The following is a 17,306-nucleotide window of genomic DNA, read 5'->3' on the forward strand; positions in this document are numbered from 1 at the left end:
ATATCAACTATTTTGCGCGATTAATTCATGAATTTGCTAATTATTTGAACTCTACGACGATCGTCGAAGAATTATTTATGCGAAGTGCTCAAATTAAATATACTCTCAAGCGACCCCAATACGGCAAGTTTTGTTTTAGAAAATTAGGCAGGTCAAATAAAAGTACAAAACTTTGACCTGCCAGCATTTATTAAGCTTGTTTATTTTGATTTCCGAACAGATTACCCATGATTTTTTGACCCATACGACCTAAATCATCGCTAATAGAACCATCTTTGTTGATATCCAGGAACCCTAAAATTTCGTTAAGCGATTTTTGTTGGCTGGCAGAATCCCCTTGGTCACTCATGGTATCTACTTTGTTACCGAGTAACTTTGTAGCCATCGCGGCAATCATTGGCAGCATCTCGGTGATATCTACCACACTAATGCCTGTTTTTTGAGAGACATCGTCTGCTATTTTGGAAGTTTGATTGCTGCCTCCGAATATTGCTTGCAAAATCTGACTGCCTTCATTCTGTACTTGTTCTTGATCAAAGCCAGGCTTTGAATTAAGTAAAGATTGTGGGTCATTTTTATTTTGCGCAATAATTTTAAATAGGTCGCCTAAGGTTTGCGGATCATTTTTTACTTGCTCCGTTATTTTAGGAACAACTTCTTGAGCAACTTTATGCATTTGAGAGGTGGACACGTTGCTTTGTTCAACCATTTTCTGGCCATCTGAATGATTTTGAATGAAATTCATGATTTCACTAAAAATTGAATTATCCATAACAATTTCTCCCTGATTGGTTGGCTTGCATGTGAAGCTTTAATAGTATAGTACAATTCAAAGAGACTAAAAATTGAACAAATAATTACTCGAAACGCGACCACGTTTATTAAAATATTCTTGTAAAACTGTAATTCAGTGCCGTTTAAAAAAGGACAATGTAATAATCAGATACACGTTAACCTCTTTAATAACCTGAGGTCATTCTACTCTGTGGCACGAGATCTATTTTCTAAAACCGAACTTACTAGCCATTTTCCGTGTCGAATTAAAGAACTGATGATGAATATACTCCGGGAAAGGTATCAAATATCTACTAATCCATGGTGTTAAATAACTAATGATAATTGTTGCAATAAAGGAGACAAAAAGACTGCCTAAAATATCAAAGGGATAATGAACACCGATATAAATCCGAGCCCATCCCACCCAAAGGGTTATCAGCAGCAACAAAAGACCAACAAAACTGCGGCTTGAGTCTCGCCATAAAAACATGAAACTCAGACTAGCGAGACTGGTCGTGTGATCACTTGGAAAGGAGCTGTCAGCAGCGTGGTAAATAAAAGTATGGCCTATTCCAAGCTCGAACGGCCGAGGATGAAAATACACTGTTCCAATAAGCCAATCGATAAATAAACCTAATGCACTACAAAGAAACGCAAAGACTACCGTCTTACGAGTTTTTGTATCTCCCCAGATCCACAGTCCAATCAATCCGAATTCAGCGACAAAAATGAGATATTTCGCAGCAAAAAGCGCTAACCATAGACCAATACCATGTAAATTAGGATTTGCATTAATTGTATGAAATAAGCTTAGATTTAATTGTTCCATAGCAGCCCAGTCTCTAGGTGGCAAACATCGGCAACTCTGCGACCAGTTTTCTCCATTCTGGGCTTAAGTAGCAAATAAATGCGTGAATATTCTTTGATCCTAATAGCTTGTTCATGGATGGTCAATGATGAAGGTTGAATTTCTGAATGGGCTTAACCGTGACGCTTTGCAGCAGTAGTCAAAGCATGCGGATTCGACCGATTGCACCCTAAAATAAATGGCTAAGCTCCTTTTTTAGGAGTTCCAGCAACACACCCATTGCGATTTTTCCTTTCTCGCGCGTAGCAAGCGTTGGATTTCCCCTAGCTCCGGTCAGAGAGATTGTCTTAGTGCGGGCCTTGACATCCCTCGTTAAAGGACCAGGAAAATCTGCATTTTCCTCAGGTTTAGCCTTCGTCAAATCCACCACTTCGGGCTTGATATATAACATTATCGATGTTTCTATTTCATCCGCATGAGTACCCCTTTTTTGTTCTGTTATGCGTTTAATCTCAGGATGATTATGCAACTCAGAAAAATCACAAAAATTCAATGGAATGCCGCTACTCTCAAGCCGCTTAGAGGCCTCAGACAACACTTTATTGGTACTTATTCCCGTATTTAAAACGTAAAATTGCTTAGCCCCTTGCTGATACCATGACCCACATAAATCCACAAAAAAATTAACCGAAACCTCGTAAGAAAGGGTGGCTGAGCCGGGATACTCAGAAAAGCTAGGAAAAAAATTATATGGCACTGTAGGAGCGACCAAAACAGGGTAATGATCGATGACCCAAGCAGCTAGATACTCAGCAAGAATTAAATCCGTGTTCATCGGTAAATGTAAACCATGCTCTTTGCAGCCAGCGCCTAAGGGGATAATAATTGGTAAATTCGCAATAAATGCTTGCTCTATCACCGGCCAAGAAACCTCAGCCATTCTAATTCCAGATTTCATGTTTACTCTTCCATTCCCTGAATCAAATTAAATGAGAAAACGCTTAGCTTCTTTCGCAATTTTCTCAATAAAACGCTGATATTGTCTCGCCGGTAATTGCCAATAATGCCAGTAGAGCGGCATTAACAAGGGCTTATCGGGACAGATTTCCACTAAATCCCCCTCTGCCAATTCTTTCTCAATATCGAGACGGGGAATTAATCCATAACCATAGCCGTGCAAAGCAAAGAGCTTATGCCCCTGCACCGAAGGCACTTTGTGATGACGGCCGAGGATGAGTGGTTTTTTGAAAAAATGTTGGAAATATTGTTCTGGCAAGCGGTCACGATCATCAAAAATTATGACTGGTGCCGCGGCTAAATTGTCTTCCATTGTTTTTTTAGGGTTGAAATGACGAGATATAAAATCTTGCGACGCCACCAACAAATAGTCCATATGCCCCAATAAAATACACTCGCAACCGGGTAAGGCCTTATTAAAACTAGTAACACAGGAGGAAACGGATCCTTGTCGAAAATAATCAATGGTTACTTCCTGATCATCGGTGATGATGTCGATATTAATCTTCTCCAACAACTTTAATTCGTCTAGTAAACGTATAAACCAAGTTTCCAAGCTATCGCGATTTAAAGCGACCGAAAGACGGGTTGAAGTATCGTGTTGAATTTCTTGCAATAAATGCTCTTCCAATAAACGTGTACGCCGCAGTAGGCTTAATAATTTTTCACCTAATGCAGTCGCTTTATACGGTAAGGTGCGAATCAGTAGAGGTTGGCCAAATTGAGCTTCCAACTGCTTAATGCGAAGACTCACTGCGGGTTGGGTAATAAATAAGCGTTTTGCAGCTTTAGCAAAACTCTGCGTTTGAATAACGGCATCCAGTGCTTGTAATTCCCTCTGTTCAATTCTCATAAGCAAAATTTATCGATGATAATAATTATTAATTTTAATTATAGTGAGAAATAATGGATAATTGCTAGTCTTGTTGTTCTAAAGGTGCATCATGACACTAGTATATTTCAATGGCTTAATGTTAGGTTTGTCGCTTATCATGGCTTTAGGGCCACAAAATGTTTTCCTAATTCGCCAGGGCGCACTCCGTAAGCATGCACTGCTCTCTGCTATCATTTGTTTTTTTTGCGATATTATTCTGGTGTGTGCAAGCGTAGCAGGGTTGAACCAAATGCTAAAACTACACCCTACTTTACAAATTTGGGTGACTTGGTTTGGTGTTGCCTTTCTACTTTATTATGGCACTAAAGCCTTTAAACAAGCATTCAGTAAGCACACGGAACAAACTGTCCGTGAACAAAAAAATACCAATCGTCTGCAAATCGTCATGCTTGCCTTAGGATTTAGTTTGCTTAATCCTCATGCGATTATTGATAGTTTAGTGATTATTGGCAGCGGCAGTCGCCAATTTCCTGAACATCCACAGGCTTTTTTATTAGGGGTGATCTCAGCTAGTTTTTTGTGGTTCACATCGTTGACCGTTACAACTCATTATTTTTCAGAGATTTTATCGCGCATCAGTGTTTGGCGACGCATTGAGTTTTCAAGTGGGTTGTTGATGGTATTTTTGAGTTTGAAACTCGCCAGTGGTCAATTTTAGGGAGAGTTGGTTGAAAGAACTGGCGAAGCCGCAAGTCATAGCCGGCGTTGTTGCATCGTAGGCTGGCCAGGCCAAACCTACGTGTTTGAGAGCAATTAACTACTATGAGGCTTTGGCGTTGTGGTTAAAGCCACCATTAGCTCCCCGCCTTTTGATGCTAAATTAGTTGCTCCATCTGAGGCCTTAGATGCCAACACTTTGGATCTTTCCCAATATTCCTCCGCGATAACAGCGTAGTCACCCACATTGTTATCACCATAATATCGGTATTCTTTGTTTGCAGTCTGAACCGAGCCGGAAGCCAACTCAGCTAATTTCTCAATGAATTCGGGTGTTAGTTCGGTGACTTGCCTGAGCGGTGCACGTTCTCTGACTATTTGCGGGACATTACTAGATTTGAAATCTTCCTCATCCCAAGTCTTAATAAATTCTTTAGGTACCCAGGGGCCTAGAGTCAACATCATATCCTGTACTGGTTTTTTGCGAATTGCATACCAATATTCAGTTCCAGACCAATGTTTTATTTTTTTAGATTCTGAAACCCATTGGTAGATTTCTTTTAACTCGTTGAATATTTTCTGATATTTATCAATAAACATTGAGCGAGCGGTCAAACCATGGCATAGAATAGCCGTGCCAATAATTGCCGCTGTAAAACTAAAATAGACATAAGGAATAAATGGGAGCATAGAAGCCATATTCAAACCAATAGCGGTAGTGGCTATACTTCCTCCCAGAAAAATCTCTCTATCAAGCTTACGCATCACGGGTAATGCTTCTTTAAAACGCGCTACTCCCGAATTAATCACTGCGAGATGTTGCTCATTATCCGCGCTAAATGGTTCCGTTTTACCTTCAGAATCTCTCGGTATTTCGATACGGCGGGTTGATATTTTATATTTAAAAAATCCAGTCATTGCAAATTACTCCATCCGTTGAATATGACAATTGCAGCCATATTTTTATCGCACTGGAGAAAAAATAGCAAGATTTATAGAATTTTGTACGGAATGAAAATAGAAAGGGTCAATCAGTGTGTCGCCAATTGACCCAGTGGAATGACACATAGCAAGTCCAACCTCGCAAAGGGAAATATCTCATAACTTGAGCAGCATTGTCAACAAATATGCTTCTCTCATTTAGAGAGGAATAGTGAACAAATCTTTCCGTTCGATCAACACTGAGTTAAACTTGCAATACAAACGCTTAAGTTAGCTCAGGTTATTTATGTTTTATGGTGATAATGTTCAAGATACTCGGCAACTGTTTTTTTCTAGTTGGCAAAAATATAAACAGAAGCTTCCTTTACAACCACTTGAACAGCAACTTGTGGCAGTCATCATTGACCACCCAGAATATCAGGCTATGCTCGAAACCCCAAACAAGCAACTTGATCAAGCTTACTTCCGCGAACTTGGGCAAACCAATCCTTTTTTACATCTGGGACTGCATCTTACAATTCGCGATCAGGTTAGTACTAATAGCCCCAGGGGGATAGCAGAAGTTTATAAAAATTTGTTGCAAAAATATTCTGATTCTTTAACAGTAGAGCATCTAATGATGGATTCATTAGCAGAATGCCTTTGGAAGGCACAGCGGGATCAATGTCCCCCTGATGAGAAACAGTATCTCGTCGCTCTGAATCGTCTGCTTGCTTAGCTTTTACAATCTCTATCCCGCCCTCGCGAAGGGAGGCTCCGGCCTACAAACTATCAGGCGCATCCCGTGGGCTTGACCGCAGAACGCTAGGGAAGGCCGCTAACTTAAGGCCCATTCTACATAAAAAGAACAACCCGTCCTAAAACTGTCAAGATATGGTAAAATTCGACCTTTTTAAGGATTTTTTTCTTTAAATTGTTAATTTTAAAAAAATTTAGCTATATTCTTAGATAACTCTCGTAATCCAAATTAGGACTTTTTATTCACTTTTTACTCTTAACAGAGTTTTAGGGGGGTAAATTTTTTTTTAAAAAGTCTCAATTTGGATTACGAGAGGATGTTGTGTTTGACTAACTCTAGGAGAAATCCAATGAAGAAAGTAGTAGCTTTACTTGTAATGTTGTTCGGTACTTCTGTCTCTGTATTAGCTCATGCTGATACCACTCCAGCAAGTCCTGATAATACTCAACAATCAACTACCCCCACCACTCCACAATCGGGTGATCAAAATAATGCTGGTAGTTCGACGGACGGTAGTTCTTCTACCAATTCTAGCGGTGATACAAACAGTTCAAACTCCTCTTCTGATGATGATGACACTGCTTCTTAAGGTAATTAAGCTGGGTCTGTTATATGGACCCAGCTTTATCCAGTTTTCTCGCCAACTTATTCTTTAAAACGACTCGCACTATTCCCATTATGCTGATAGCACTCCAAGCTAGTTCGATTAAAAAAGACGATAAATTCCAATGAAAAAGTAGAGAAAGGGTAATTAAAGAGGAACCGAGTAGATTGCTTCCCAAATATTTTAAAGAATCGACAGAGAGCTTAGCAGTTTGCGATAAAGAGAAAGCCAGTAAAACTAAAATTACGCCCAAAATTCCTACAAAATTGGACAACAACCCGAGATTGTAGCCCATACTTTAGACTCCTCAGTCATTATTCTGTTAAATTTTGGACAATAATATCATTTTATTGGGTATAAGCCTTGGAATCGGTTAAGATAAATCATTTTGCTGCCTCGACACTTAAACAAATGACTGAACAAAGGAAAAATACTCATTTTGGCTTTGAAACCATAGCCTGGGATGAAAAAGAAAAGAAAGTCGGTGCCGTCTTTCAATCGGTTGCTAACAATTATGATCTAATGAATGACCTGATGTCTATGGGGGTCCATCATTTATGGAAACGTTTTACCGTAGAGCTTAGCCATGTTCGTGCGGGTCATAATGTACTTGATTTAGCAGGTGGGAGTGGTGATTTAACCCGTTTACTCTCCAAAAAAGTAGGGCCTTCCGGCACGGTTATCTTGGCTGATATTAATGCGGCCATGTTGGCTGTAGGTCGAGATAAGTTATTGGATCAAGGCCTATATCGCAATATTCATTTCGTACAAGCGAATGCTCAAACCTTGCCTTTTGCGACGAATCATTTTCATTGTATTACCATGGGATTTGGTCTGCGCAATGTCACGGATAAAGAGGAAGCATTACGCTCGATGTTTCGAGTATGCAAACCTGGAGGGAAGGTAATGGTATTGGAATTTTCGACACCAGCTCTTCCCGGTCTGAAACCTATTTATGATTGGTATTCGTTTAATATCTTGCCCCAACTGGGTAAGTTATTCGCGAATGATGCAGCGAGTTATCAATATCTGGCAGAATCAATTCGCATGCACCCCGCTCAAGAAGAATTGAAAACGATGATAGAACGAGCAGGATTTGAAGATTGCCATTATCATAATTTAAGCGGCGGCATTGTGGCCTTGCACATTGCCTACAAATATTGAGAACTTTATGATTAAAAAATATTCCCTAAAAGCTTTGCAAAAGGCAATTAATCATGCCTTAGCACTAGATGAATCCATGCCGGCGAAAATTTCTGCACTGCATGGAAAAGTGCTTGAAATCATTGTTGCCCCGCTTGGAGTGAACTTCTATATCGCTTTTCAGCATGAAGAACTACAACTGCTGCATGACTTTGATGGACGCCCCGACACGATTATTCATAGTAGCCCACTTGGCTTAATCCGTTTAAGTTTTCTCCCTGCTTCACAAGCACGCTCTCTTTTTAATGACAAAATTCGCATGTCAGGCGATGTCGAGCTGGGACAACAAGTCAAAAAACTCTTTGATGAACTCGATATCGATTGGGAAGGGCATTTAGCCCATTTTACTGGTGATGTCGTAGCTCATCAGATCGGCTCGGTTTTTCGTCAGGGATTGGCGTTTAAAAAGCAGTTAGGTGACTCTCTACGACATAATCTCAGCGATTATCTACACGAAGAATTACGACTCTTTCCTCCGCGAGAAGAAATTGAGGATTTTTTCAACGACATCGACAAATTGGCTTTAGATGTTGAACGTTTGCAGGCTCACATTAATCAATTGATGGCTGATTATGAAATCGATTAAGCAGCTACTGAGACTTCTGCATATTAATTTGATTTTGGCGCGCAATGGCTTGGATCAGGTCGTAGTGAGTATTCGCCTTTTTTCGCCTTTTCGCTTCATAGTGTATTTAAATCCTTGGAATTGGCTGCGCAAAGAAAAACTTACTCGCGGTGAAGCCTTACGCAAGACCCTGGAAGAATTAGGGCCGATCTTCATTAAATTTGGGCAAGCCTTATCCACCCGACCCGATATTTTACCGCCGGATATCGCACAAGAATTATGTAAACTGCAGGACAATGTGCCGCCCTTCCCAAGTGAAGTTGCGCTTCGCATTGTTGAATCCGCTTTTGGCCGCTCAGCGTTTCAGGTTTTTGCCCAATTTGATCCTCAACCCCTTGCTTCAGCCTCCATGGCGCAAGTCCATGCGGCAACCTTACGCAGTGGCGAAGACGTTGTCGTAAAAATATTACGTCCCAATATGCGTAAAATCATCGAAAAAGATTTAAGCATTATGTACACCATAGCCAATTTGGCGGATCGTTACTGGGCTGAAAGTAAGCGGCTAAAACCTAAGGAAATTGTCCGCGAATTTGAGCATAATCTCTTTGATGAACTCGATTTGCAGCGCGAAGCAGCGAATGCTGGTCAATTACGACGAAATTTTCATAATTCGCCCCTGCTTTATATTCCCGAAATCTATTGGGATTACACTCGCGAAAATGTGCTGGTCATGGAAAGAATTCATGGCATTCCTGTTTCTGATCTAGCCACGCTGAAAGCAAATAATATTAATATTAAAATACTCGCTGAGCGCGGGGTCGAAATCTTTTTTACCCAGGTTTTTAGGGATTGTTTTTTCCATGCCGACATGCACCCTGGTAATATTTTTGTATCGCCGGAATTCCCGGATAATCCGCAATACATCTGTATTGATTTTGGCATTATTGGCACACTCAATGACAGCGATAAACGCTATTTAGCCGAAAATTTATATGCGTTTTTTAATCGCGACTATCGCCGAGTCGCACAGCTGCATGTGGAATCTGGCTGGGTCGCGCGCGATACACGTATCGAAGAATTTGAAAGCGCTATTCGCACTGTTTGTGAACCTATTTTTGAAAAACCATTAAAAGATATTTCCTTCGCTCAAGTGGTCTTGCGCCTTTTTCAAGTCGCGCGCCGCTTTCAAATGGAGGTCCAGCCTCAGCTCGTATTGCTCCAAAAAACGCTACTTGCAATAGAAGGGTTAGGCCGCCAACTGTATCCTGAACTTGATCTTTGGGCAACGGCGAAACCCTTCTTAGAAAAATGGCTAAAGGAACAAATAGGACCTAAAGCATTTTTCCGGCAACTACGTGAAAATCTGCCTTTTCTGACTGAGCAACTTCCTCATATGCCACGATTATTACATGAGGTCTTGGAGTTAACTAAAGAACAAAAAATTCATGCCCTTGAACAACGCAAAACAAGCGAGCGCTCTTTTAGATCGCAAAAGAATTGGTATAAAGGACTTGGAGTTGGAATTTTTGCCACAATGATAACAGTTAGTCTTCTTAGTTACCTTAATGTACTAAATTATGATAAATTAGCACCCTGTGCCTTGTTAGTGGCTATAACGGGTGGATTCATCAGTCTTATTAATCGAACCAATAGGAGCTAGTATGGGATTAGCTGGTATCAAACCTTTATCTTTGCTATTAATCTTGCTTATTATAGTTGCCCTATTTGGTACGAATAAGTTAAAAAACCTCGGTTCTGATTTAGGTAATGCAATCAAAAACTTCCGTCGCGCATTGAATGAGGATGAAGAGAAAAAATCATGAGTAGTGCTGAGCTTTTTCTCACCTTTTTGGTTGCTCTCATTGTATTTGGTCCCAATAAATTACCTATGTTGGCAGAACACCTTGGTAAATTATTCCGGCTTCTCAATCAATTTAAACAACAAGCCACAACCTTCTGGGAAACTCAACTAAGCGAATATCAATTAAAGGAAAATACACGCAAAGCTGAGCAAGCCGACACCCTGTATCAAAAAATAGAGCAACAGAACGATTAGCTTCATCCCATTTTAAAACTCGGCGCTTTGTCTTCTTTCGGACAAGCGATGACAGGAGGTTTAGAAGCAAAAACTGGGGAATTTTGAGAAGTAAGCAACTTGCTTAGCTTTTCTTCTTCGATCTTTTTTTTGCGCTCTTCTTGCTCTTTCTCAGTCAATTCGTTGTCTTTTTCATACTCAAATTCTAGAGAGCTGTCCTTATATTTTTCGTAATAAATACTAAAGGTTTTTATTATTGAACCAACTTCACTAAAATCGCTTAAAAACTGGTAGTTTGTAGCGTGAATATATTGTTGATGCCAAAATTTATTCAGATAAGAGGCCAGCAGCTCTGGCGTTACTTCAACCTTAAATTGACGATGCAAATGATAGATTGCTCCTTCTCCGTCATTGGTATGTTCTTTTTTCTGATGGTAAGCATCAGTGGTATATAAAACTCCATTTTCAGGCCCAAGATCAGGCATAGACTTTATAAAATGACGTTCTAGATGCAACCATTTATCTCTCTCCTCAGAGGCATCCTCAACTTCTCCTGTAAAGTAGATGTTTATTACTTTTTGTACGACCTGAAGCTTAATGCATACCTTATTGCTGTTCCGACGCAATTCCATGTTAAACGGCATAATAATTCCTTATTAAATAATAAATATAGTAGCCTAGGTTGTACCAAGGCCCAAACGACCTTGAGTTCTGTCACCTTCCGCGAAAGCAAGGGTCAAAGTGATGGTTAAGTCTTAGCACCGCAAGACAATTACTACATTAAGTGAGGAATTCAACCAAGTAAACCACCTGAGAATTAAGCAGTACAACACAAACTTATTCAATATTACTTGCAAGCCGGGCTGATTTTAGCTTAACTAATAATGAGTACCTATGCTAAGGAGAGCATTATGTTAGGTTGGGCCTTGGTTTTTTTAGTCATTGCGCTGATTGCTGCCGCTTTCGGTTTTGGTGGAATTGCCGCTGCTGCTGCAGGCATTGCGAAAATCTTATTCTTTTTATTCCTTATTATTTTCGTTGTCTTGCTCGTTATGAGCTTGCTTGGCCGTCGTGGTCCACCGCCTGAGGTGTAATCTATACTTGCTTCTTAGTCAGCCAATTTTGAGGAGAAGGCTGGCTGAGAGCTAGTTTTTAATAAGCCGATTTACAACTAAGAACGCTAGCCAAAGCGTGGTTCAGGTCTATGGCAGTAGGGGGCTTTATTATGTTTACCATAATAATCCTGATGATAACCTTCTGCAGGCCAAAAAGGTTGCACTTCTAGCAAGCGCGTTACTACATCATAACCACGACTATGCAGCATTTGAATTAAATCCTTGGCTTCTGCAAGTTGCTCATCATTGTAGTAAAAGACTGCAGATTTATACTGTTGTCCAAGATCTGGGCCTTGCCCTGTACGTTGAGTCGGATCGTGAATCTCAAAGAAACGCTTTAATACCGTATGGTAGTCCGTTTTTTCCACATCATACACAACACGCGCAGCTTCATAATGACCGGTATCACCACGACAAATTTGCTCGTAGGTTGGATTAAGCGTGATACCTCCCGTATAACCAACTTCTACCTTAAGTACCCCAGGGAGTAGACGCAGAAAATGATCGACGCCCCAAAAACAACCCCCGGCAACAATCGCTTCCTGGGTATCAAGGACTTCACTATTAGCAACAAAATCGATCGAGGCTGAGTTAACGCAATGACGTAGATTTTTATGCGTAAAAGATTCGCCAATGAAAACATGTCCTAAATGAGCATCGCAGCGTTCACAAAGAATTTCGGTGCGTTGACCGTCGCGATCAGGCACTTGCTTAACTGCTTGGACAATATCATCATCAAAACTCGGCCAGCCGCAACCGGAATGAAATTGGCTTGTTGCGCGAAATAAGGCTAATCCGCAGCGTCGGCAAAGGTAGGATCCTTTTTTTGCTACAGTATTATATTCGCCGGTATTAGGATATTCCGTCGCTTTCTCACAAATAATACGTCTGGCAGCAGGCGTTAAACTAGCTGTTTTGTCGAGATAATTTTCCATCGTGATACCTCCTGCTGCCGCGAGTCGTTAATTTGCGCGATTACAAATCCTATCCGCCATATAGCCAATCGCACCTGCATAGTATATAGAGTTATTGTAGCGCAAAATCATCTTGTAGTTAGGATAAGCCAGAAAAGCTGGGCCGCCAAAAGGTTGCACAATACTCGCTTTCAATTCTTGGTTAGGTAAAGGTTGTCCCGTTTCAGTACGAACACCCATCTCATTCCATTCACTCACTGGTTTCACAGTCGACTTACCTTCTAATTTCATATTAAAATTTGCGGGTAATTTGACTTGAATCGCCCAAGGCTCACCGGTTTGCCAGCCATTCATCTTCATGTAGTTAGCAATGGAGGCAAACACGTCAGCTTTGCTTTCCCAAATATCTTTTCTACCATCTTTGTCATAGTCGACTGCAAATTTTAACCAACTGGAAGGTAGAAATTGTGGCTGCCCTGATGCTCCGGCCCACTCACCTTTGAAATGATCCATTGTCACATGGCCATCATTAAGAATGTGGAGGGCTAGAAATAATTCTTTACGAAAGAAATCTTGGCGTTTGGAATCATAAGCTAACGTAGCAAGCGATCTAATAACTGGGAAATTCCCCATATAAGTACCGTAGCTACTTTCCATGCCCCAAAATGACACAATAAAACAAGGATCCACGCCAAAATCACGGCCTACATTTTCCAATAATTCCTTGTTTTTTAAGTAATTTTTACGTCCCATAACAATACGGTAATTATCGGCACGTGAATGCAGATACTTGCTGAAGGTTAAACGATGTTCCGGTTGAGAACGAGCTAGGCCTTTTACAGTACGGCTAGGTTCATGAATATCGGCGAAAGCCTTATCAAATAAGGCGGGGGAAATGCCTTCGGAAAGCGCTTGCTCTCTCACCCCAGAGACCCAACTGCCCCAACTTTGTTGTTGATCCGCAAAGGCAAATGGCGAAAATATCAACATAGACCATGCTGCGATATTAAGCCCCAACTTTTTCATGATCAGTTCCCCTTAATAGTTATTCTTGTTTTACTACTCAACTTGCGATGACAACAATCTTTTTCTATTTATATCAACTTCGTTGAAAAATTATGCAAGCAGGAATCGTGCCCATAAGAAAAAGGAAGAAGAGACTAAAGCTCTCAAGGGCTAATGCTTTTAGGCTGCACATTGTACAACATTTGCAGCAAGAGGAGGTGATTTAGTGTAGTCTGCAACTTAGCCCAACAATTCTTTAAGCCCAGCGTGGGAAAATGCTGGACCCAACCGATACAGCCCCACAGCGATGGTCAAGTTTTAGCGATTCTTTGCTAGATAGCAAGATATCTCAAATAGGTGGTTACGATAGCTTTGAAGAAAACGCTTATTTGCCATTATTCTGCCTTGCCTTTAGAATTAATTTATCTAAGCTTGAGCAGCTCTATTTCGAATAACCAAAGAAAGGTTAATAAATTGAATAATAAAAAAAAATTAAATGGCTTCTCACCTGCAAGTTTTCTGTTTTTTTTAGTTGGACTTTGCATTTTTTTTATTAGTACAACCAAAGCTTTTGCACTTCCTCCTTTAAATAGTAAATACATTTCTTATTCCGACGTTGGCGAAGGTGAGGTCCTTGTTTTAATTCATGCTTTTCCAACCGATAAATCGCTTTGGTTACCGCAGCAACAAAAATTAAAACAGCATTTTCGCGTAATCACCTTGGATTTATGGGGGTTTGGCCATTCTGAAGGAACGTTCGGCTATACAATCACGATGACGGAATACGCGGATCAAATCGCACAATTACTTGATCAACTTTATATCAAGAAGGCGATCATTGGCGGAGAGTCGATGGGTGGTTACATTGCGCTTGCGTTTTTGCAGAAATATCCCGAAAAGGTAAGCGGTTTAATTCTCTCCAATACTCAGGTAGCCGCTGACACTCTTCGTCTGAAAAAAGAACGCGAAGCCACTGCCAATAAGGTACTTTCACAAGGCACAGAACAGTTAATCAATGATTTTACTGCCAAGGCCTTATCAAACTCCGCCTCAGAACAAACTCGTTTATTTTTGCAAAATATGGTGATGGTACAAACACCAACTGCAATTGCTTCCGCGTTATTTGGTATGGCTATGCGAGAGGATACCGCAAATACCTTAGCCAATACGAAAATTCCTGTTTTGTTGATAACGAGCGACAAGGATACGATTATCGCACCACAACAAACTGCGAACATGCAGGCTTTAGCAAAAAATAGCAAACTTGTCGTGATCACCGACGCAGGACATTTATCCAATTTAGAGCAGCCAGAACAATGGAATACCGCGGTAATAGAGATGTTTGTTAAAACCAGGGATTAAACGTGGTTGGGCCAAGACCCTGAGGTATCATCACTTTTTTTGAACAAAAATAGGTGTTGCTCGAATCAGTAGCTCGATCCGTTCGAGCTGAGGGAGCGCTCGAAGCCTTGGTACAAAGCCCTTCGAGTGCCCTCAGGACAGGCCTTCGAGACGTCGCTGGCGCTCCTCCTCAGGCTGAACGGTTCAGTAAAACACTGGATTTGGCTCGAAATATCATTCAAAAAAAATGACGATACCTCAGGCCAAGACCCAACCCCCTGAAATCATCCAACAACAAAAGTGAAGGCAGAATGAGTCATATATTTATGATAAACAAACTCTTCTCTTATTTGGCTTGCGAGCTTTACGGACAGCATATCTATAAAGATTGATCCAGATGAACTTTCTTTTTCATATAATTTTTTATGATCTCTTAGAAAATCATCAATACGGGCTATTAGTGCTTCATGTAATGGACTCTCGTTGAGAATATAAAAATCATCCTCATTTAATTGGCAATCAGGAAAATGAGAATTCCTGTCCGAGCTTAACTCTTTTGCTAATCGCTGAATCACTATACGTGCTAGATTCCCGTTTTGTGGAAGTAGAGAATCTAAGCTAATATAACCTTGAGGAACTATTTTATGGGTCAAATTTTCACGTAGTTCTGCTAATTTAACATTAGACATTAGGTATTCTTGTCTTGAAATAGCTAATTCCATTAATTTATTAAGCTGATCATTATATTCCTCAACATTGAGATGCTTAACCATAAATGGCATTATCTTATGAAAAGGCGGGCCGATTTTTTCCATTTCATGGAAACGTAATAGTTGAATTCGGATCTGATTCTGTAACCTTAATTCCACTTTTTCTTTACTGAACTGTATCGGGCCTGGAAGATATTTTTCGATGATTAGCTTATAAATCTGCTCAAGTTCTCGAATATTTTTCATTTCAGTTGAATTCGTCGTAATGCATTCGATACACGCTTTTAGATAATGCCAAAACGCTCCAAGCTGTCTTTGACCTTCGTCATCATCACTCTCTATAAGTTTTGCAAATTGCTGAAAAACAAGATCAAGATCGGCACAAATTTCTTCTAATAATTGAATTTCTCTCTTTTCTATTGCTTGTAGGTTTTGTTTCCAAATTAATTCTTCCATGCTTTCTTTAGTATGCCAAGATAAATGAGGTTCTCGCTCTTCACTCATTTCAACGCTATCGCCAATTCCTTCAATGAAGAGAGAATCTAATTTGAGATTATTAGATCTCGGCTTCATAGACCATCTTTTTGCCGATTGTGGCGATTCTGGTTCTTCTAAAGGCAAAATAGATGCTTCAGCTGCATCTTCGTCTTCAATTTCAATGTCAGTATCATCAGGTCTAATGATATATTTTTTTCCCTTGCTTGACTTGTCACCATCAGTTTCGGAGCCTATGGGAATTAGATGCTTTTTACCATTTTCCTCATAAAAAAAATTCTCCTCTGTGCGTTTCTTATTCTTTTTCTTTTTAACTTTCTCTTTCTCTTTCCCTTTCTCATTGTCTTTGCAAGGCAAAGACTCTCCATCTAGACCACTTGAGCTAGGAGCAGTGAACTCGCTCTCACCTCCAATTGCAATATCTTCCTCTGTTACAGTTTTGTTTTTTTTACGCGGTGATATTCCGCCTGAAGTGGGGAAAAAACTGGTTAAAGATCCGAAAGAACCGAGGGCTCTTCTAAAGCGGCCTCTCATATTTTCCTCTTCGGGAGACTCTCTTAAAGTAGTAGTAGGATCGCTCTTACTGTGTGGGAGGGTTTTTCTTTGATTTTTCGGCAGGGTTTTGTCTTGATTTTCTTTCATAATATATCCTTATAAATAGATAAAAAACATCCAGATTGTAATTCAACAAACAAAGTAGGTCAATTTATTTTAACTATGGACATATATAAAGCATCTAGTGCATTGAAAAAAAACGGAATCTTTGAACTTAACTGGTCAGTTCGATTGCATCAGCTTTATTGCGCATGATCCACTGAAGTGTGATTCCATAAACTGGGACAAAAGTCAGTAAACTAATGGTTATTTTAACTAACAAATCCACCGTCGCAATTTCAAACCAGTGCGCACTCAAAAATGGATTAATGCTATGATAAAACGCCACAAAAAAGAAACAAAAAGTATCGAATAAGTTACCAAACACATTTGAAACACTAGGAGCAATCCACCATTGCTTCAGTTGACGTAATTTGTGAAAAATAGTGATATCCAATAATTGCCCCAGCACATAAGCCGTCAAACTTGCCAAAGCCACGCGCAATGAAACACTATTGAACACGAAAAGCTCATTTTGATTACAGTAATTTGAAATAAAGAAAGAACAAATAAGACCGGGCAGCATTGCCAGAAGAACGATTTTTCTTGCCTTTTCCGGTCCTAATAAACGTGTACTTAAATCAGTTAAAATAAAGATTAAAGGATAAGTAAATGCTCCGTAAGTCGTGCGAAATCCGAAACATATAAAAGGAAATTGCACCAAGCTATTGCTAAGAGCAATAATACTCACATGCGCAAAAACTAACCAGGCAACTTTGTTGTCGCTAAAATGCATTGAAGGCCATGTATAAAAATAAATCATTATTACATGAGTAAACAAAATCCTTCAAGCATTCTTGAGGAGAAAAAATAGTCGACTGATCTCACCC

At 40.1% G+C, this 17,306-nt stretch carries 21 protein-coding genes; 10 read left to right on the top strand and 11 right to left on the bottom strand.

Features of this window, described 5'->3' with window-relative positions:
* Nucleotides 1-190: 190 nt before the first annotated feature.
* The 4 genes from Ldro_RS08740 to Ldro_RS08755 all read right to left on the bottom strand — a co-directional run bounded on the left by Ldro_RS08740 (nucleotide 191) and on the right by Ldro_RS08755 (nucleotide 3,455).
* Nucleotides 191-772, bottom strand: coding sequence for a DUF937 domain-containing protein (locus tag Ldro_RS08740; protein WP_058496007.1), 582 nt, complete (start codon nucleotides 770-772; stop codon nucleotides 191-193).
* Nucleotides 773-997: 225 nt separating this feature from the next.
* Nucleotides 998-1,606 (bottom strand): undecaprenyl-diphosphatase, encoded by a 609-nt coding sequence (locus tag Ldro_RS08745; RefSeq protein WP_065235922.1) that lies wholly within the window; start codon nucleotides 1,604-1,606, stop codon nucleotides 998-1,000.
* A 208-nt stretch (nucleotides 1,607-1,814) separates the two neighbouring features.
* Nucleotides 1,815-2,543, bottom strand: coding sequence for a creatininase family protein (locus Ldro_RS08750; RefSeq protein WP_058496009.1), 729 nt, complete (start codon nucleotides 2,541-2,543; stop codon nucleotides 1,815-1,817).
* 27 nt (nucleotides 2,544-2,570) lie between these two features.
* Nucleotides 2,571-3,455 (bottom strand): ArgP/LysG family DNA-binding transcriptional regulator, encoded by an 885-nt coding sequence (locus Ldro_RS08755; protein WP_058496010.1) that lies wholly within the window; start codon nucleotides 3,453-3,455, stop codon nucleotides 2,571-2,573.
* Nucleotides 3,456-3,546: 91 nt separating this feature from the next.
* On the opposite strand from Ldro_RS08755, the gene Ldro_RS08760 reads away from it, so the two are divergent.
* Nucleotides 3,547-4,155, top strand: a complete 609-nt coding sequence (locus tag Ldro_RS08760; protein WP_238583993.1) for a LysE/ArgO family amino acid transporter — start codon at nucleotides 3,547-3,549, stop codon at nucleotides 4,153-4,155.
* Nucleotides 4,156-4,250: 95 nt separating this feature from the next.
* Here Ldro_RS08760 and Ldro_RS08765 read toward each other — a convergent pair whose 3' ends face one another.
* On the bottom strand, nucleotides 4,251-5,072 hold the full coding sequence (locus Ldro_RS08765) for a hypothetical protein (protein WP_058496011.1): 822 nt from the start codon (nucleotides 5,070-5,072) through the stop codon (nucleotides 4,251-4,253).
* A gap of 310 nt (nucleotides 5,073-5,382) precedes the next feature.
* On the opposite strand from Ldro_RS08765, the gene Ldro_RS08770 reads away from it, so the two are divergent.
* Complete coding sequence (locus tag Ldro_RS08770; RefSeq protein ID WP_058496012.1) at nucleotides 5,383-5,814, top strand: DUF1841 family protein; 432 nt, start codon at nucleotides 5,383-5,385, stop codon at nucleotides 5,812-5,814.
* 370 nt (nucleotides 5,815-6,184) lie between these two features.
* Nucleotides 6,185-6,424 carry a hypothetical protein gene (locus tag Ldro_RS08775; RefSeq protein WP_058496013.1) on the top strand — a complete coding sequence of 80 codons (240 nt, stop codon included), beginning with the start codon at nucleotides 6,185-6,187 and terminating at the stop codon, nucleotides 6,422-6,424.
* 19 nt (nucleotides 6,425-6,443) lie between these two features.
* Here Ldro_RS08775 and Ldro_RS17010 read toward each other — a convergent pair whose 3' ends face one another.
* The gene (locus Ldro_RS17010) at nucleotides 6,444-6,734 is read right to left on the bottom strand and encodes a CBU_0592 family membrane protein (RefSeq protein ID WP_058496014.1); all 291 of its coding nucleotides are present in this window, start codon (nucleotides 6,732-6,734) and stop codon (nucleotides 6,444-6,446) included.
* 116 nt (nucleotides 6,735-6,850) lie between these two features.
* Between Ldro_RS17010 and ubiE the strand changes: the two genes are divergently transcribed.
* The 5 genes from ubiE to Ldro_RS08805 are packed head-to-tail and all read left to right on the top strand — an operon-like array spanning nucleotide 6,851 to nucleotide 10,263.
* Nucleotides 6,851-7,603, top strand: coding sequence for a bifunctional demethylmenaquinone methyltransferase/2-methoxy-6-polyprenyl-1,4-benzoquinol methylase UbiE (gene ubiE / locus Ldro_RS08785; protein WP_058496102.1), 753 nt, complete (start codon nucleotides 6,851-6,853; stop codon nucleotides 7,601-7,603).
* A gap of 7 nt (nucleotides 7,604-7,610) precedes the next feature.
* Nucleotides 7,611-8,228, top strand: a complete 618-nt coding sequence (locus tag Ldro_RS08790) for a ubiquinone biosynthesis accessory factor UbiJ (RefSeq protein ID WP_058496015.1) — start codon at nucleotides 7,611-7,613, stop codon at nucleotides 8,226-8,228.
* The gene (gene ubiB, locus Ldro_RS08795) at nucleotides 8,215-9,867 is read left to right on the top strand and encodes a ubiquinone biosynthesis regulatory protein kinase UbiB (protein WP_058496016.1); all 1,653 of its coding nucleotides are present in this window, start codon (nucleotides 8,215-8,217) and stop codon (nucleotides 9,865-9,867) included. Before Ldro_RS08790 ends, ubiB begins: the two co-directional genes overlap by 14 nt.
* A 1-nt stretch (nucleotide 9,868) precedes the next feature.
* Entirely contained in the window at nucleotides 9,869-10,030 is a 162-nt protein-coding gene (gene tatA, locus Ldro_RS08800; protein WP_058496017.1) for a twin-arginine translocase TatA/TatE family subunit, read from the top strand.
* Nucleotides 10,027-10,263: a Sec-independent protein translocase subunit TatA/TatB gene (locus tag Ldro_RS08805; protein WP_058496018.1), complete on the top strand. Its 237-nt coding sequence runs from the start codon at nucleotides 10,027-10,029 to the stop codon at nucleotides 10,261-10,263. The genes tatA and Ldro_RS08805 overlap by 4 nt, the downstream gene beginning before the upstream one ends.
* A 2-nt stretch (nucleotides 10,264-10,265) precedes the next feature.
* On the opposite strand, the gene Ldro_RS08810 is transcribed toward Ldro_RS08805, so the two are convergent.
* Nucleotides 10,266-10,886 (bottom strand): hypothetical protein, encoded by a 621-nt coding sequence (locus tag Ldro_RS08810; protein WP_058496019.1) that lies wholly within the window; start codon nucleotides 10,884-10,886, stop codon nucleotides 10,266-10,268.
* A gap of 267 nt (nucleotides 10,887-11,153) precedes the next feature.
* Here Ldro_RS08810 and Ldro_RS08815 point away from each other — a divergent pair, with 267 nt between their 5' ends.
* Nucleotides 11,154-11,336: a DUF1328 family protein gene (locus tag Ldro_RS08815; protein WP_058496020.1), complete on the top strand. Its 183-nt coding sequence runs from the start codon at nucleotides 11,154-11,156 to the stop codon at nucleotides 11,334-11,336.
* Nucleotides 11,337-11,422: 86 nt separating this feature from the next.
* Here Ldro_RS08815 and Ldro_RS08820 read toward each other — a convergent pair whose 3' ends face one another.
* A complete protein-coding gene (locus Ldro_RS08820) occupies nucleotides 11,423-12,292 on the bottom strand; it encodes a bifunctional methionine sulfoxide reductase B/A protein (RefSeq protein WP_058496021.1) in 870 nt (289 codons plus the stop codon).
* A 27-nt stretch (nucleotides 12,293-12,319) separates the two neighbouring features.
* A complete protein-coding gene (locus tag Ldro_RS08825; RefSeq protein ID WP_058496022.1) occupies nucleotides 12,320-13,297 on the bottom strand; it encodes a lytic murein transglycosylase in 978 nt (325 codons plus the stop codon).
* Between the two features lie 453 nt (nucleotides 13,298-13,750).
* On the opposite strand from Ldro_RS08825, the gene Ldro_RS08830 reads away from it, so the two are divergent.
* Entirely contained in the window at nucleotides 13,751-14,638 is an 888-nt protein-coding gene (locus Ldro_RS08830) for an alpha/beta fold hydrolase (protein ID WP_058496103.1), read from the top strand.
* A gap of 263 nt (nucleotides 14,639-14,901) precedes the next feature.
* Here Ldro_RS08830 and Ldro_RS08835 read toward each other — a convergent pair whose 3' ends face one another.
* Together Ldro_RS08835 and Ldro_RS08840 are read right to left on the bottom strand one after the other, a co-directional pair.
* A complete protein-coding gene (locus Ldro_RS08835) occupies nucleotides 14,902-16,464 on the bottom strand; it encodes a hypothetical protein (RefSeq protein ID WP_058496023.1) in 1,563 nt (520 codons plus the stop codon).
* 127 nt (nucleotides 16,465-16,591) lie between these two features.
* A complete protein-coding gene (locus Ldro_RS08840) occupies nucleotides 16,592-17,212 on the bottom strand; it encodes a 7-cyano-7-deazaguanine/7-aminomethyl-7-deazaguanine transporter (protein ID WP_058496104.1) in 621 nt (206 codons plus the stop codon).
* Between the last annotated feature and the right edge of the window lie 94 nt (nucleotides 17,213-17,306).

This window comes from Legionella drozanskii LLAP-1 (assembly GCF_001467585.1).
GTDB lineage: Bacteria > Pseudomonadota > Gammaproteobacteria > Legionellales > Legionellaceae > Tatlockia > Tatlockia drozanskii.